The organism is Bifidobacterium mellis, from assembly GCF_000967265.1.
Taxonomy (GTDB): domain Bacteria; phylum Actinomycetota; class Actinomycetes; order Actinomycetales; family Bifidobacteriaceae; genus Bombiscardovia; species Bombiscardovia mellis.
The window spans coordinates 266,833-282,864 of record NZ_KQ033885.1 but is presented as its reverse complement, the minus strand read 5'-3'; the positions used below and the strand labels follow the sequence as shown (position 1 = coordinate 282,864).

15 protein-coding genes are annotated in these 16,032 nt (G+C 61.8%); 10 read left to right on the top strand and 5 right to left on the bottom strand.

Annotation, left to right across the window (positions count from 1 at the left end; translation table 11 throughout):
• Positions 1–114: 114 nt before the first annotated feature.
• The 4 genes from JF70_RS08655 to JF70_RS01630 form a co-directional block, all read right to left on the bottom strand.
• On the bottom strand, positions 115–3,081 hold the full coding sequence (locus JF70_RS08655) for a hypothetical protein (RefSeq protein ID WP_082069328.1): 2,967 nt from the start codon (positions 3,079–3,081) through the stop codon (positions 115–117).
• Positions 3,082–3,254: 173 nt separating this feature from the next.
• Positions 3,255–3,941 carry an RdgB/HAM1 family non-canonical purine NTP pyrophosphatase gene (gene rdgB / locus JF70_RS01640; RefSeq protein WP_045935053.1) on the bottom strand — a complete coding sequence of 229 codons (687 nt, stop codon included), beginning with the start codon at positions 3,939–3,941 and terminating at the stop codon, positions 3,255–3,257.
• 35 nt (positions 3,942–3,976) lie between these two features.
• A complete protein-coding gene (rph, locus tag JF70_RS01635; RefSeq protein ID WP_045935052.1) occupies positions 3,977–4,741 on the bottom strand; it encodes a ribonuclease PH in 765 nt (254 codons plus the stop codon).
• A gap of 65 nt (positions 4,742–4,806) precedes the next feature.
• Entirely contained in the window at positions 4,807–5,445 is a 639-nt protein-coding gene (locus JF70_RS01630) for a Pr6Pr family membrane protein (RefSeq protein WP_045935051.1), read from the bottom strand.
• Between the two features lie 105 nt (positions 5,446–5,550).
• Between JF70_RS01630 and JF70_RS01625 the strand changes: the two genes are divergently transcribed.
• Together JF70_RS01625 and JF70_RS01620 are read left to right on the top strand one after the other, a co-directional pair.
• Positions 5,551–6,897: a nicotinate phosphoribosyltransferase gene (locus JF70_RS01625; RefSeq protein ID WP_045935050.1), complete on the top strand. Its 1,347-nt coding sequence runs from the start codon at positions 5,551–5,553 to the stop codon at positions 6,895–6,897.
• Positions 6,897–7,916, top strand: a complete 1,020-nt coding sequence (locus JF70_RS01620) for an aldo/keto reductase (protein WP_045935049.1) — start codon at positions 6,897–6,899, stop codon at positions 7,914–7,916. The genes JF70_RS01625 and JF70_RS01620 overlap by 1 nt, the downstream gene beginning before the upstream one ends.
• 25 nt (positions 7,917–7,941) lie before the next feature.
• Here the strand turns inward: JF70_RS01620 and JF70_RS01615 are convergent, their stop codons facing one another.
• On the bottom strand, positions 7,942–8,253 hold the full coding sequence (locus tag JF70_RS01615) for a DUF3039 domain-containing protein (RefSeq protein WP_045935048.1): 312 nt from the start codon (positions 8,251–8,253) through the stop codon (positions 7,942–7,944).
• Between the two features lie 62 nt (positions 8,254–8,315).
• On the opposite strand from JF70_RS01615, the gene coaD reads away from it, so the two are divergent.
• From coaD to JF70_RS01570, 8 genes are all read left to right on the top strand, one after another.
• Positions 8,316–8,825, top strand: a complete 510-nt coding sequence (coaD, locus tag JF70_RS01610; protein ID WP_045935047.1) for a pantetheine-phosphate adenylyltransferase — start codon at positions 8,316–8,318, stop codon at positions 8,823–8,825.
• Positions 8,822–9,514: an SPFH domain-containing protein gene (locus JF70_RS01605; protein WP_045935046.1), complete on the top strand. Its 693-nt coding sequence runs from the start codon at positions 8,822–8,824 to the stop codon at positions 9,512–9,514. Before coaD ends, JF70_RS01605 begins: the two co-directional genes overlap by 4 nt.
• Positions 9,511–10,134, top strand: coding sequence for a YceD family protein (locus tag JF70_RS01600; RefSeq protein ID WP_045935045.1), 624 nt, complete (start codon positions 9,511–9,513; stop codon positions 10,132–10,134). Before JF70_RS01605 ends, JF70_RS01600 begins: the two co-directional genes overlap by 4 nt.
• Positions 10,135–10,198: 64 nt before the next feature.
• The gene (gene rpmF / locus JF70_RS01595) at positions 10,199–10,393 is read left to right on the top strand and encodes a 50S ribosomal protein L32 (RefSeq protein WP_015021378.1); all 195 of its coding nucleotides are present in this window, start codon (positions 10,199–10,201) and stop codon (positions 10,391–10,393) included.
• 142 nt (positions 10,394–10,535) lie between these two features.
• Complete coding sequence (gene rnc, locus JF70_RS01585) at positions 10,536–11,297, top strand: ribonuclease III (protein ID WP_045935044.1); 762 nt, start codon at positions 10,536–10,538, stop codon at positions 11,295–11,297.
• A 217-nt stretch (positions 11,298–11,514) separates the two neighbouring features.
• Positions 11,515–13,455 carry an acetolactate synthase large subunit gene (locus tag JF70_RS01580; RefSeq protein WP_045935043.1) on the top strand — a complete coding sequence of 647 codons (1,941 nt, stop codon included), beginning with the start codon at positions 11,515–11,517 and terminating at the stop codon, positions 13,453–13,455.
• A 14-nt stretch (positions 13,456–13,469) separates the two neighbouring features.
• Entirely contained in the window at positions 13,470–14,024 is a 555-nt protein-coding gene (gene ilvN, locus JF70_RS01575; protein WP_029677724.1) for an acetolactate synthase small subunit, read from the top strand.
• A 43-nt stretch (positions 14,025–14,067) separates the two neighbouring features.
• Positions 14,068–16,032 (top strand): ABC-F family ATP-binding cassette domain-containing protein, encoded by a 1,965-nt coding sequence (locus JF70_RS01570; protein ID WP_045935042.1) that lies wholly within the window; start codon positions 14,068–14,070, stop codon positions 16,030–16,032.

The window sequence follows — 16,032 nt, the reverse complement described above, 5'->3', positions numbered from 1 at the left end:
GGGGCGAACACTGCCTTGGCAACGGCAGCAACACGGGAATTAAAAAAACAGGGCCCGCGCTCATCTCCATGAAATTGGAAAGATGAGGGCGGGCCCTGTCTTATACGACCGAGGTCAGTGGCGGCTTTCCTGCCTGTTCCTCAGGCAGGCCACGAAGCCGACCAGGCCTAGGGCTATCAGCAGCAGGATCCTGAGCACGGAAAGCGGCCATCCCCCGGTAAGCGGCAAGGAGGAGGTCGAAGGCCGGAAGTCCAGCTCATGCGACACCGAGGCTGACTGGTTCCCGCCCTGGAACCGACCCTGCGCGTCAGAGCCCTCGGCATCATCCGAAAGCACCTGAGCAGAGAACTGCCCCTGATTGACGCCCTCAGGCGGAGTTGCCTGCCACGAACCCTGATCCCCCACTGCGACATCAGTGCTGCTATTGGTCTTGCCGGGCCAGGTTATATGGACCAGGGTGCCTTTGGTCTCAGGAATCTTCCTGTCCCCGTCCACATACTTGTAGGCCCTGCCGGCCACCTGGAAGACGTCATGGCGGTCAATGGTCAGCGTGGTGGGCGTCATGTCGATCTTCCGCTCGATGGACGCCGGGCCCGAACGGAGGTTCATCGGGTTGATCATCTCAACCTGGAAAGTATAGGTCTGCGTTTCGTCGTCACCGTTGTAACCGGTGAACTTGTCAGCAGGGATGTTCAGCGACCAGGACCAGGTGGAAGCCGCCGTCTTGGTCAGGTTCAGCGTGAGACCTGATGTGGGGTCAGTGACGGAAGGAGCAGTGCCGACCGCCGCATCCCTCTGGAAGGTGTTGGCCGGAGTGGTCAACAGGGGCATCCAATCCGAGGCAGCATTCTGCTTCATCGAAACGACCATCCTCGAATCAGTCATCCCCAACTTCCCCGAGGACCAGGCCGTATACACAGGCGACACCTCACCCTTGAACGTGACCACCGAACCTGTCGGCAGGCTCCCGTTGACCGTATGGGGCACTGTCACCGAGAACTTGCTCGCATCCGGGACGTTTTCTCCCGAGACGAAATAAGCCGTGCCGACATTCGAGAAGTAGGAGGTCAAGCCGAACCCTGACGTGGACTCAACCACCCAGGCGTGATAACGCCTGTAGCCGTTGTACTTGTTGCCGGGGTCCGGCGACGGATACCGCTTATTGGTGTCCTGTATCCACCAGGACCCTCCCTGCTTGCTGCCAGTGTCGGTCTCGCAAACAGCTTCCCCCAGCCTGAACCCCCACGTGTCCGAGCTTTTCACCAAGTCATCGCCATTTGTGCCCTGCCCATCCGCAATCGGATTGGTGGGATCCTCTCCATATAGAACAACCGTATTGGGATGCTTCTCATCCTTGGAAGGCGTGCACTCACCACTGATTATCGGGTCAAGCTTCGACGTATACACGCCCCCAGAAGCATCCAAGCCGGCATCCGCATCATTCTGGATCTTGGTGATTGTCGGATCATCAGGACGCGGCACATTATACTTATAAAAAGCAGTATCAATCGTCCAACCCGCAGAGAGATTCGTATCCTTTTGCGCGGCGGACATGTTATCGTCAATCCCCACAAGACCAGCGCTCTTGGGGCTGTACACCTCAGGGCTGACGGCTGTACATTCCGTGCCATCAGAATTCCTGGTGTCAGGCCAGGTCACCAGCTTGAAATAGCCGTCAAGATCCTGCTTCTCCTTGGCCTCCTTGAAATCAATCCCGCCATCAGCCTTCTGAGCAGGCATAGGATTGCCATCCTTATCAGTCGCAAAAAGCACGTTGGTGGTATTCGCATACTTTGGGTCAGTCGGATTAACGTTATAAGCGCCATTGGTATTGACCATGCCCTGCAGTCCGTAGGTGGTAGTCAAAGTGTTGGGACTCGGCTGCTGGCCTGTCACCAGGACCGGCTCAGGAGTCAGTTCCTTAACAGGCACCCACTGGCTGTCCTTAAGAGCCACCCACTGATAGTAATAGGAACTGGTCTCAGAACATATGCCATTGGTTTTGTTGCCTGGACCGCGCAAGTTCATCCAATACACGAAGAAAGACCGTGCCGGGGCCGTGCCTGGGGCTGTGGCATTTATATTTCCAACCGTACCATCGCTATAAGCCGGAAAACCATAATCGGTCACCATACCCCAATTAGCCTGATGGTTTCGATAGAGATATGGGTTGCTGTCCCACCCAACCCAGGAATATGGGCCGCTGCATTGCAGGTCGTCTCCTCCGCTACCCAAGCAGTCACCCATATACACTTTCATCTGTTTATCCTTCGATAAACTCTCGGTGATATTTGAATATCTATCCTGAGCCTGTAAATCACTCATGGAGGCTGGATCGAAAGTTGAGCAGGTTTCGGTACCCCATGCCCACGAAGAACTACCGCAAGACAGGGCGGTATTCTGATCACCAACGATAGCAAAGACATTCAAGGGCTCAGGGTGACCACCAGCCACGAACTTTGCGGGATCTTTAGACTTATCCGCAATGTTCATGTCGCCTTCGATGGATATGGTCAAGTAGTCGTATAAACCCGAATTGATTACCTTATGAACAGTAAAGCGCTGCAGATGATTATCAGCCCACGCTGTAGCTCCATCATATGCATACCCAGTTTTGTTATTTTCAAGATAATCATCTGGAGTTATAGTGTTTATATACTTTACACGATGATAATCTGCAGGGTTATCAGAACCAACATACTGATATACAAAAGATAAATTGCAATTTGACTTACCACCGGTGTCTGCCTTACCAAGGTCGACACAATCCGGCTTGAACTCGTTGTGTTTTACCCGCAGGATGAAGTCCATGCGCAGCTCATCCTGATAGGTATCGATCCTGTCGTTGAAGGCCATCATCCTATAGAGCAGGGGCTTCCTGCTCGCCGTTTCATCCTGTCCATCGATGGCATTGGCCTGACTGGCCGAAAGAGCGCTCAACCCAAGCGGAACAACCATGGCCAGCGTCGCCAGAAGGGTTATCAGAATGGCGATGATCGAACGGTTCATATGCAGTGATCCCTTATTGTTCCGTTCTTGCAATCGCTTCAATACGAAACCCCCAAATCCCGATGGAATCATCTGATAGAACAGATCGGCTCTGTTTTTAAGTTGTCCCCAATACCGCAGACTGTATCATAGAGATAAAAAAATCGCACCTTCGCGTTTCCTTGCATGCTCAAGTGCAACCGGTACTCAGAACAGGATCGTTGATGTTTCGCGACCGTTCACCGTACGGAATCTATATGGATTTATCAGCCTTTAAGGTGGCCGCCGCCCAGCACCCAGTTGACGAGAATCGGCATGATGGCCTCCAGGGCCTTGCCCCTGTGCGAAATGGCGTTCTTTTCATCCGCGGTCATTTCCGCCGAAGTCAGCGGCTGCTGGCCGCTGGCGCGCCGAGGCTGATCAAGGGGCACGAAGATCGGGTCGTAGCCGAACCCATTGTCCCCTCGCGCCTGGCGGATGATGCTTCCGGGCATCTCGCCGACCCTGGTCACCTGAGACCCCCGGACGGCATACCCCGGCACATCCGGAACGACCAGGGCAGCAGCACAGATAAACCGCCCTCCTCTGTGGTCGTCGGGAATGTCGTTCAGCTGGTTCAGCAAGAGCTCCAAGTTGGCCTGGTCATCACCGTGGCGGCCGCTCCACCGTGCCGAAAGGATTCCCGGGGCAGCGCCCATCACATCAACGACCAGCCCCGAGTCGTCCGCCAGCGCGGGCAGACCTGACTCCCGAGCGGCCTGCCCAGCCTTGAGAAGTGCATTCTCCTGAAAAGTGGTGCCCGTCTCTACCGGATCGGGCAGGCCCAACTGGCCGGCCGAAACCAGCTCGATCCTCTGACCCTCATCGGCCAGGAAACCGCCGAGGATGCGACGAAACTCACTGAGTTTGCCCTCGTTGTGCGTGGCCACAACCACTTTTCTGGCCTGCCCCATACCGATCCTCCTCGCTGAAATTCCCGCTCCGGGCGTCAGTCAGATGCCAGAGCCTTGCGCTGAGCGGCCTGAAGCTCCTTGTTCCCCTTGGATGCCAGGTCCAGCAAGAGGCCGAGCTCCTGACGGCTGAAGGGGCGATGCTCCGCCGTCCCCTGTATCTCGATGAAATCGCCGGCTCCGGTCATCGACACGTTCATATCGGTCATGGCCCTGCTGTCCTCCAGATAAGGAAGGTCGAGCATGGGCTTGCCATCGATGATGCCCACCGAGACGGCCGAGACGCAATCCTTGGTCACCTTGTCGGCACTGCGGATGTGATGGTGGTCCTGGGCCCATCGGAGGGCATCGACCATGGCCACATAGGCGCCGGTGACCGAGGCCGTACGGGTGCCGCCGTCGGCCTGAAGCACATCGCAGTCAAGCTGGATCTGATTCTCGCCCAGGGCCTTCATATCCACCACACCGCGCAGGCAACGGCCTATCAGCCGGCTGATCTCCTGGGTGCGGCCGCCGACCTTTCCCCGGACAGACTCGCGTGCAGTCCGGTCACTGGTGGCCCTGGGAAGCATGGCATACTCGGCAGTGACCCAACCCAATCCGGAGTCCTTGCGCCAACGGGGCAGCGTCGGCGTGAAGGAGGCCGTGCACATGACCCGGGTCTTGCCGCACTCGATCAGCACCGATCCCTCGGGGGCCTCCGTCCAATGCCTGGTGATGACGACCGGCCGCAACTCATCAGCCGCCCTGCCGTCAGGCCGCAGCACGGCACCCTCCTGGAGCATGTCCTTGATAGCAACCATCAGTGATGATCCTTTCCCGTTCCGCCCAGGCTCCCCTGGTCTGATCCCATTATTCCGTCAGCCGTCTACCGATCAATGGTCAGTGGTGTCTTGGCTGGCAGGATGCGATCTATCAGGAAGATGACCAGCGACAGGGCGAAGAAAACGACCAGGTATTGAGCCAGGTTGACCATCAGCTGGGCCCATCCCAGCTGTCCGAGGTCCAAGAAGGCATAGGGATAGGGGTTACCGTCCTGCTGCGGTCCCGAATGAGGCCAGATGGCGGCCCTGATCAGCACGAAGGCTACATAGAAGGGGAAATAGATCAGCCAGGTCAGCACATTGTGCCAGTGGAAGCGACGATGAGGGTCGAACAAGAGGAAGTCCACCGTTGCCATGATTGGGCTGATGACGTGAATCATCCATGTGGTCCTGATGCCCAGGACCAGCTTGTAGTCCGTGCTGTTCAGCCCCAGAACCAGGATGGCCACCAGCCCGGTGATGACGATGTAGAGCGTCAGGCATCCTTTGAGCCAGGCGGGGGGCTGGATGCCCTTGAGCAGGGTGGCCGCTCCGGCCCAGAGCATGACCAGACCCAGGGCGATATTGGTCTGGAAGGTAAAGTAGACCCACTTGTTGCCGATCCCCAGCAGCCAGGCCTCGAAGGTGCCGCCCAGGCAGAAGAAGGCGATCAGCAATCGGTAGATGCCCACGACGAATCTCATGCGGACCAGCTTAGCCCGACCTTGCGAGGACAGGGCGAGCCAGTAGGTCGGCAGAGGATTAGACTGGGGGCCAACCAGGGCTTTTCCACCCACAAAGGGGAAGATATGAACGCCGAAAACAATAGCAAGGACACCGGAACCTCCACGGCTCTGATGACCGACATGTACGAATACACCATGCTGGATGCCGCCCTGCAGGACGGTACGGCCGGGCGACGATCCGTCTTCGAGGTCTACACCCGGCATCTGCCGGCAGGGCGACGTTACGGAGTGGTAGCAGGCACCGGACGGATTCTGGACGCGCTGGCGGATTTCCACCCCAACGAGGATGAACTTCGCTTCCTGTCCGACCGTCACATCGTCAGCCAGACCACCATCGACTGGCTGGAGCACTTCCACTTCACCGGAACCATCCGCGGCTACCGGGAGGGCGAGATATTCTTCCCCGACTCCCCCATTCTGCAGGTCGAAGGCGGCTTCGGCGAGTGCACCCTGCTGGAGACCCTGATCCTGTCCATACTCAACTACGACTCTGCCGTGGCCTCGGCCGCCTCCCGCATGGTCACCGCGGCCAAGGGCCGGCCCTGCATGGACATGGGCGCGCGCCGGGCCAACGAATATGCGGCTGTGGCGGCCGCCAGAGCGGCCATAGTCGGCGGATTCCAGGGGACCTCAAACCTGCTGGCGGCCAAGCGTTACGGCTTTAAGGCCATCGGAACCGCAGCCCACTCATTCACCCTCCTGCATGACAATGAACGCGAGGCCTTCCAGGGTCAGATTCAGGCCCTGGGCAAGGGGACCACCCTGCTGACCGACACCTACTCCATCGAGGAGGCCGTCAGGACAGCCGTCGAGGTGGCCGGACCAGAGCTGGGCGGGGTCCGCATCGACTCCGGAGACCTGGGCTCGCTGGCCCAGCAGGTCCGTGCCCAACTGGACTCCCTGGGAGCCACCAAGGCCACCATCACCGTCACCAATGATCTGGACGAGTACGCCATCGCCTCCCTGCAGGATGCCCCGGTGGACTCCTACGGGGTGGGCACCATGCTGGTCACCGGTTCGGGAGCCCCCACCTGCGCCATGGTCTACAAGCTGACCGAGCGCGAGAACTCCGACGGGGTCATGCAGGCCGTCGCCAAGAAGTCGGTGGGCAAGGCCTCGGTGCCGGGACGCAAGCTGGCCTACCGCTCCTATCACAACGGGGTGGCCGATGCCGAGCACGTCATCTCGGGTGCCGAGGGGACGCTGGCAGCCTATACGCCTGAGCAGGACTGGAGGGATCTGCTGGTCACCTACGTGGACCATGGCCAGAGCATGCCGGAGTTCCAAGGTGGACAGGCGGTCCTGGATGCCCGGGAGCACCGGGCCAAGGCCCTCGAGGAGATGCCCATCAACGCCCTGAGCCTGATGAAGGGTGAGCCGGTCCTGCCCACCCTGGTGAGGAGCATCTGATGAATATGCAAGGCGAAACCTACCAGCCCGACCCGAACCGATATGATTCCACAACCTACCGGCGCTGCGGCGACAGCGGCCTGAAACTGCCGCCAATCTGCCTTGGCTGCTGGCACAATTTCGGCGACACCACGCCACTGGACCGTATGCAGAAACTGTGCACTACGGCCTTCGACCACGGCATCACCCACTTCGACCTGGCCGATAACTACGGCCCCGGACCGGGCGCCGCCGAGCGCAACATGGGGATCATCCTGCGCCGATGCTTCAGCCACCACCGCCAGGAGCTGGTCATCTCCACCAAGGCCGGTTATGAAATGTGGCCCGGCCCTTACGGAAACCTCGGCTCACGCAAGCATCTGCTGTCCGGACTGGACCAGAGCCTGAAACGGCTGGGACTTGACTATGTGGACATCTTCTACCACCACCGCCCCGACCCGGATACGCCTCTTGAAGAGACCATGGGTGCCCTGGCCCAGGCGGTCACCAGCGGCAAGGCCCTCTACCTGGGACTGTCCAACTACGACGGACCCACCATGGCACGGGCTGCTGCCATCCTGACCGAGATGCACGTCCCCTTCGTCATCAACCAGAACCGCTACTCCATCTTCGACAGAACCATCGAGGACAACGGTCTCAAGCAGGCAGTGATGAAAGAGAAGAAAGGGCTGATCACCTTCAGCCCGCTGGCCCAGGGGCTGTTGACCGACCGCTACCTGCATGGGATTCCCGAAGACAGCCGGATTCGGGCCGACGGCCGCTTCCTCAAGGAGTCCGCCCTGACCCCCCAGCGGCTGAAGCAGATTCAGGATCTGAACGAGCTGGCCCGCCAACGCGGCCAGAGTCTGGCAGAGATGGCCCTGGCATGGCTGCTCAGGGACCCTGCTGTCACCTCAGTGCTCATCGGCGCCTCCAAGCCCGAGCAGATCCTGGACAATCTCAAGGCCGTCCAGTCGGCCGATTTCAGCCAGGAAGAGCTTGGGATGATCGACCGGATCGCCTTGGGCAAGCAGTCCTGAAGCAGCCTGGACCACTCGGTGACGTTCAGTGGTTGCCGCCGGTCATCTGTTCGTAGATACGCTTGCAGTCCGGGCAGACCGGGTACTGGGAGGGGTCGTGCTTGGGCACCCAGACCTTGCCGCAGAGGGCCACGACAGGCCGGCCGGTCAGCTTGGACTCGGCGATGCGCTCACGGGAGACGTAATGGGCGAACCGGTCGGCATCGCCCTGGTCGTTCAGCCGGGTCTTCTCAGCGGTCTCGGTGTCCGGACGGTCCAGCACGGCCGTGCCAGTGCCCTGGTCGGGGTTTTGCTCCCGCTCCGGATCCTCCATGCGAATGCTCTTGCTTGCAGTCATGACATCCATGGTACGGCGGTAAGCTACACGTTCGCTCCCTATGACGCGCTACGCTGAGAATCATGACTATCGCTGTATGCCCTGGCTCATACGATCCGGTCACCTCCGGCCACATGGATGTGATCGAACGTTGCGCCTGCTTCTTCGAGACGGTCCACGTGGTTGTGGCCGTCAACGCCGCCAAGACCCCCATGTTCAGCGAACAGGAGCGGGTGGCCATGATTCGCCAGGCCCTGGACGAGGACGGGTACCCGAACATAACCGTAGCCTCCACCGATGGCCTGATCACCGACTACTGCCGTAAGGTAGGCGCCTCGGTCATCGTCAAGGGACTGAGGCAGAACGGGGACTATGAGGCCGAGCTGGGCATGGCCCTGGTCAATCGCAAGCTGTCCGGGGTGGAAACGCTCTTCCTGCCAGCCGATCCGGTGAGGGAGCACATCTCCAGCACCATCGTCAAGGACGTGGCCAGACATGGAGGGGACATCACCGGCATGGTCCCCGACAGCGTCGTGGACGCACTGATGGGTACATTGCACAGGGACACATCGCACACGGAAAAGAGCCAATGATGAACGAGCAGACCCAGGAAAGGGACGATGGCGAGCCTATCGACGACTCGACCAGAGCGAGCGCTCCCAAGCCCGCAGTCGACATGAAGGACCTGCCCGACCTGCAGGAGGATCGAAGCGAGAGCGGGAACCCCCGATCGGAATTCACCACCGTCTATGACATCATCGACCGGATCCAGGCCATGCTGGATGAGGCCAAGGCCCCAATTTTCAGCCCGGGACTGGTCAAGGTGGACCGAGACGAGCTGGCCGACGACCTCAACGAGCTCAAGAAAATGCTGCCAGTGCAGCTGGAGCGGGCCTCGGCGCTCATGAGGGAGGCGGAGCGTCGGCTGAACACGGCGCAGACCCAGGCCAACGCCACCATATCCGACGCCCAGAGCCGGGCTGCAGACATCGTCAAGGAGGCCGGCGAGCAGGCCCGCTTCCTGGCCGGCCAGGAAAACGTGGTGGCCATAGCCCGGCAAAAGGCCCAGACCATCATCGACACGGCCCAGGCCCAGGCAGACCGTCTGGTCCAGGGGGCCGATGGGTATGCCGCCCAGGTCATGGGCGAGCTTGACACCCAGCTGGGCAAGATGAGCCAGGATGTGCGTGCCGGCCTGGAGGTTCTCCACCAGCGTGAGCAGGAGGCGGCGCGTAGCATGAACGCGTCAGTCTCGGACCAGGGAAAGGAGACACAGGGATGAGCAGACCGGAGGATTCCCCCTGGGCGGTTTCGGTGGCCCAGGTGTCGACGCGAGCAGGGCAGAGCACCCGGGTGGACCGCGATTTTCCTGCCCCGGAGGGCATTGGCGACCAGGTAGTGGGCATCCCTGCGGGAACACCCGTGCATGTGAAGGGCGACATTGACTCCCTGGTGGACGGCCTCTTGTTGCAGGCCCATGTCAGCGTGCCTTTGAAGACCGAATGCACCCGCTGCCTGAGGCCCGTCAATACCAGCATCCAGGACGATCCGGTGGTCTTCTTCCCCTACAAGGAACCCGAACCGGAGCCGACCCATGGCAAGGAGGAGATCCTGGCCGAACAGGAGGATGAGGCTGGCGGCCAGACCTATCCTCTGGCCAGCGGGGGCGCGTTTATGGATTTGGAGGCCCTCTTGCGCGACACCCTGGTGGAGGCCCTTCCCCTGCAGCCTCTGTGCCGACCCGACTGCCGGGGTCTGTGCCCCCAGTGTGGCATGGATCTGAACGACCATCCCGATCACCACCACGAGATGATGGACGACCGCTGGGCAGCCCTGGAGGGACTCAAGCAGCGTCTGGAGCAGGAGGAGAACCCCGGCAGCGACGGCCGAACTGGCGAATGACCGGAGGTTGCGGTAGACTGCTCTACGCTTAAGCTCGAAGTATTCGATCGAAACAGAGGACAATATGGCACTGCCAAAGTACAAGACCTCGCGCGCCAACACCCATTCCCGGCGCGCCAACTGGAAGACCCAGGCCGCCGCTACGGTGACCTGCCCCAACTGCGGAGCTCCTGCGCTGCCGCACATGGCATGCCCCAGCTGCGGCATGTACCGCGGGCGCGTCTACCGCGACGCCATTCGTTCGCAGTTCAGCAAATGAGCCGATAAGCGATCGACACGCAATGAGAGAACCCCGGCCATCGACGGGTGGCAGGGGTTTTTCCATATCATCAGGCGGAAGGGCCGAGAAAGCGAGAATGGCCATGCAGACAGGGCACTCCAGAAGGAATCAGGAAGACCATATGCAGCAGGAGGAACAGGAGCAGGTAAATCCCGGCAACCAGGCGGCTGAGGAACTTTTCCAGGCCCTGGGCGGCAGAATCAGCCCGGAGCTGCTGGTACACGCCCTGACCCATCGCTCCTTCGCCCATGAGCACCCAGGCATGCCCAACAACGAACGGTTGGAGTTCCTGGGCGATGCGGTTCTGGAACTGGTGGCCACCGAGACCCTATACAAGGTTCATCCGGACATGACCGAGGGCCAGCTGGCCAAGATGCGGGCCAAGGCGGTCTCCGAGGAGGCCCTGTCGGCCATCGCCCGGCAGAAGCTGCATCTGGGGCAGTATATTCTTCTGGGCCGGGGCGAGAGCGAAAACGGCGGGGCCGACAAGGACTCCATACTCTGCGACACCGTCGAGTCACTGATCGGGTCGGTATTCGTGGAGCACGGCATCGAGGGGGCCAGGACCACCGTCCATACCCTTCTCGACGACACCCTGGCCGAGGTGGCCACCGAGGGGCCAGCACTGGATTGGAAGACCTCGATCACCGTCAAGGCCCACAAGCTGGGCTTGGGCGAGCCCCGGTACGCCATGGCGGTCTCCGGGCCGGAATACGCCCAGGTCTTCACCGCCGAACTGCGACTGGAGGACGGCGGGACCGTGATCGGCAAAGGCCGGGCCAGCAGCAAGCGGAAGGCCCAGCTGGCTGCTGCCGCCCAGGGGTGGAAGCGGCTGGACGACCAGGATCTGCTTGCGGCCCTGCGCGCCGAACAATCAGCCTGAGGTTCCAGCCGGAATTCTGGCATGCGGTACTGCCGCCACGCCCCGACCAGACCCCTGTTTAGACTATGGGCATAACCCGGAGGCACGCCGTCACGAACGGCACAGGTGCCTCCTCCTGATCGGGAATCGTCCGCCCACCCCGCCGACGCTCCGACAGGTTCGTATTTCGACATGCACGGCCGCAGGTCGGCGCGCAGTCTGGAGGTCGAGAGGAAAGATGAGTCTGCCGACACCTCTGCAAGCGTTCAGCTCGGTACCCAGGAACTGGGACCACGACGACAAGGATGTCCCCGCCCAGGGCGAGCCCATGACGGGAGCCCAGGCACTGATTCGGTCCCTGGAGGATTTGGGGGTCACCCAGGTCTTCGGCGTTCCAGGAGGAGCCATTCTGCCCGCCTACGACGCCATCGACGAGCAGGTGCGTTTCAACTTCACACTGACCCGCCACGAGCAGGCCGCCGGCCACGCAGCCGAAGGCTACGCCGTCTCCACGGGCAAGGTGGGGGTCTGCCTGGTGACCTCCGGACCTGGGGCCACCAACATGGTCACCCCCATAGCCGATGCCATGATGGACTCGGTTCCCCTGGTGGTGGTGACTGGCCAGGTGGGCGTGGACTCCATCGGCACCGACGCCTTCCAGGAGGCCGACATCGTGGGCATCACCTACCCTGTGGCCAAACACTCCTACCTGGTGACCAAGGCCCAGGACATCCCCCGGGTCATGACCGAGGCCTACCACATCGCCCGCTCGGGAAGGCCGGGCCCGGTAGTGGTGGACCTGAGCAAGACCGCCCAGAATGGCAAAATGCTTTACTCCTGGCCCCAGGAGATGATCCTGCCCGGCTATAACCCGGTGACGCGGGCCCATGGGCACGTCCTGGACGATGCCGCCCGGCTCCTGGTCCAGTCACACAGACCGGTCCTGTATGTGGGCGGCGGCGCAGTCCGGTCAGACGCCCGTCGGCAGGTCCAGGAACTTGTTCGGGCTACCGGTGCCCCCATGGTCACCACCCTGCCTGCGCGAGGCATCGTGCCCGACTCCGATCCAGCAGTTCTGGGAATGCCCGGCATGCACGGCACGGTGGCCGCCAACGGGGCCATCCAGCATTCCGACCTGCTGGTGGCCGTGGGCACACGCTTCGACGACCGGGTGACCGGTAGCCTGGAGGACTTCGCACCGGTGGCCCGGGTCATCCACATCGACATCGACCCGGCTGAGATCGGCAAGAACCGGCAGGCGGACGTACCCATCGTCGGGGACGTGGGCCAGGTACTGGACGATCTGATTCCGGCGCTCAAGGCGGCCCAGCGCACCTGGGGCAAGCCCGACCTCAAGCCCTGGTGGCGACTGATCGACGGTTGGCGGCACGACTACCCCACCACCTTTGAGCCCAGCCCGGACGGCACCCTGGCCCCCCAGTGGGTGGTCCAGACCCTGAGCAACAAGGCCGATCCGGATACCATCTGGGTATCCGGCGTGGGTCAGCACCAGATGTGGGCCAGCCAGTTCATCGACTTCGAGCGCACCCGCTCCTGGGTCTCCTCCTGCGGGCTGGGAACCATGGGCTACGGTCTGCCCGCCGCAATAGGTACGGCAATCGGCACCCGGGAAGAGGAAGACCCGCGGCCTGTCTGGCTGATCGACGGGGACGGCTCCTTCCAGATGACCTCCGAGGAGCTGGCCACGGCCGGGCAGGCGGGACTGCCCATCCGCATCGCCATACTCAACAACTCGGTCTACGGCATGGTCCGCCAGTGGCAGACCCTCTTCTACGGCAGCCACTACTCCCAGACCAACCTGGAGGACGGCGGCGCCAAGCCCACAGACGGCAACGGCATCCCCGACTTCGTCAAGCTGGCCGAGGCCTATGGCTGCCTGGGACTGCGGGCCTTTACCCAGGAGCAGGCCCTGGAGGCCATCGATAAGGCCAACGCGGTGACCGACCGACCGGTCCTGATCGACTTCCGCGTCTGGAAGGATGCCATGGTATGGCCCATGGTCCCGGCAGGCGCCTCCAACGACACCATCATCTACAAGCCGGGCGTGCAGCCCCTGGCCGGCATCCGTCCGGAGCAGGAGCAACCCGAGCCGCGCGAGCAGACCGGAGCCGACCGGGCAGCCATGGCCAGCGACGCCGCCGGTCGCATGAACAAGTAGGAAAGGGGCACCACATGGCCAATTATCCAGCATCCAAGCCCGGTTCCGAACGACACACCCTTTCCGTCCTGGTCGAGAACCGCCCCGGCGTCCTGGCCAGGGTGGCCGGCCTGTTCGCCCGGCGCGCCTTCAACATCAACTCCCTGTCCGTTTCGTCCACTGAGCGGGACGACATCTCGCGGATCACGGTCACGGCTGACGTGGAGGCCGTCCCCCTGGAGCAGATCATCAAGCAGCTCAACAAACTCCTGCACGTGCTCAAGATCGTCGAGCTCAAGGGCGACGAGGCCGTGGAGCGCGAGTTGGTCATGATCAAGGTCAAGGCCAACGAGCGCAACCGCTCCGACGTGCTGGAGATCGTCAAACTCTTCCGCGTGCGCGTGGTCGACGTCCACCCCGAGTCCCTGACCATCGAGGCCACCGGGGCCGAAGGCAAGTTGGAAGCCCTGCTGCGGCTGCTGCGGCCCTTCGGCATCATCGAGCTGGTCCGGTCGGGCGCCGTGGCCGTCACCCGGGGTCCCCGGGCCCTGAGTGAGAAGGTGCTGGGCTCCCAGATCACCGATCGCTGATCCCCAGGTCTCCCATCCAAGGCTGGCGGTAGATTGGGGAATCATGCCCATCTATGATCTCGGTCTGGAACACGTCGCTCTGTCATTCGCCACCAAAACCATCTTTACGGATGTGACGCAGGGCATCTTCGAGGGTGACCGGATCGGCATCGTGGGCCGGAACGGCGACGGCAAGTCCACCCTGCTGCACCTGCTGAAAGGCACCCAGGAACCCGATCAGGGCCGGGTGACCATGCGCAATGGACTCACTTTCGGCATGCTGGACCAGCGTGATCCCCTGAAGGACGAGGACACGGTCCGCAAGGCAGCCTTGGAGAACCGACAGGACTACGAGTGGGCTGCCGACCCCAGATCCCGCGAAATCGTCGAGTCCCTCCTGGGCGGCATGGAGCTGGAGGCCAAGGTGGGCACCCTGTCGGGCGGTCAGCGCCGCAGGGTGGACCTGGCACGGCTGCTACTCCGGGACTGGGACATCCTGGCCCTGGATGAGCCTACCAATCACCTGGACCTGCTCACCATCCACTGGCTGGCCGAGCACCTGAAGAACCGCTGGGCCAAGAATTCCGGAGCCCTCCTGCTGGTCACCCACGACCGCTGGTTCCTGGACGAGGTCTGCACCTCCATGTGGGAGGTGCACGATGGAACCATCGACCCCTTCGAGGGCGGCTACAGCGCCTATATGCTCCAACGGGTTGAGCGCGAACGCCAGGCGGATCTGGCCGAGACCAAGCGCCGCAACCTGGCCCGCAAGGAATTGGCCTGGCTGACCCGGGGCGCCCGGGCCCGCTCGACCAAGCAGAAGTTCCATGTCAAGGCCGCCCAGGAGCTGATCGCGGACGTGCCACCCATGCGCAACAGCCTGGAACTCAAACGGATGGCCACCTCCCGCCTGGGCAAGCAGGTGGTGGACCTGGTCGACGTGACCAAGATCTATCCGAGGACCGACTCCGATGCCGATGGGAACAAGAACGACCGGGTCCCCTCCCCTCATGCCGAGCGCCCTCTGATGGGCTCGGTGACCGTGGCCGTTGATCCCGACAAGGATGGCGAAGACGGCCAGGACCGCCCGGGCACTGCAGCGGCCGGCACCCTTACCATCAGCGGACACAAGGTCCTGGACGACGTGACCTGGCTGATCGGCCCTGGCGACCGGTTCGGCATCGTAGGCGCCAACGGAGCGGGCAAGTCCACCCTGCTGGGGCTGATTGACGGCAGCGTGTCCCCCACGGCAGGACACGTCAAGGTGGGCAAGACGGTCCGCTTTGCGGTGCTGACCCAACGTCTGGATGAACTGGAGAAACTGGGCCGCTATCGGATCAAGGAGGTCCTCAGCCGTTACAAGCCCACCTATCTGGTCGAAGGCAAGGAGGTGTCCCCGAGCCAGCTGATGGAGCGCCTGGGCTTTGAAAGCTCCCAGTTGATGACCAGGATCAGCGACCTGTCTGGCGGACAGAAGCGCCGCATGCAGCTCCTGCTCATCCTGCTGGACGAACCCAACGTGCTGATCATGGACGAGCCGGGCAACGACCTGGATACCGACATGCTGGCCGTCATGGAGGACATGCTGGACTCATGGCCGGGCACCCTGATCGTGGTCTCCCACGATCGCTACCTGCTGGAGCGGGTGACCGACCAGCAGTTCGCCCTGATCAACGGCAAGGTGGTTCATCTGCCCGGCGGTGTTCAGGACTACCTGGATATGGTCGATTCGGACGACCGGAAGGCTGCTGATGCACCGGGCCGTACATCAGCCAAGGAGGCCGGAAATCCCGATCTGGCCAAGGCCGAACGTGTTGCCAGACGAAATCTGAGCAAGCAGGCCTCCGCCATCGAACGCAAGCTGTCCAAGCTGGCCGATCAGCGCAAGGATCTTGAACGACAGATGGCTGAGCACGATCCCGGCGATTACCAGGGTCTCAACGAGCTCAACAGCAAGCTCAAGGATCTGACCGGGCAGTCGGACCAGCTGGAGGAGGAGTGGCTGACGATCGGGGAGGAGCTGGAGTAG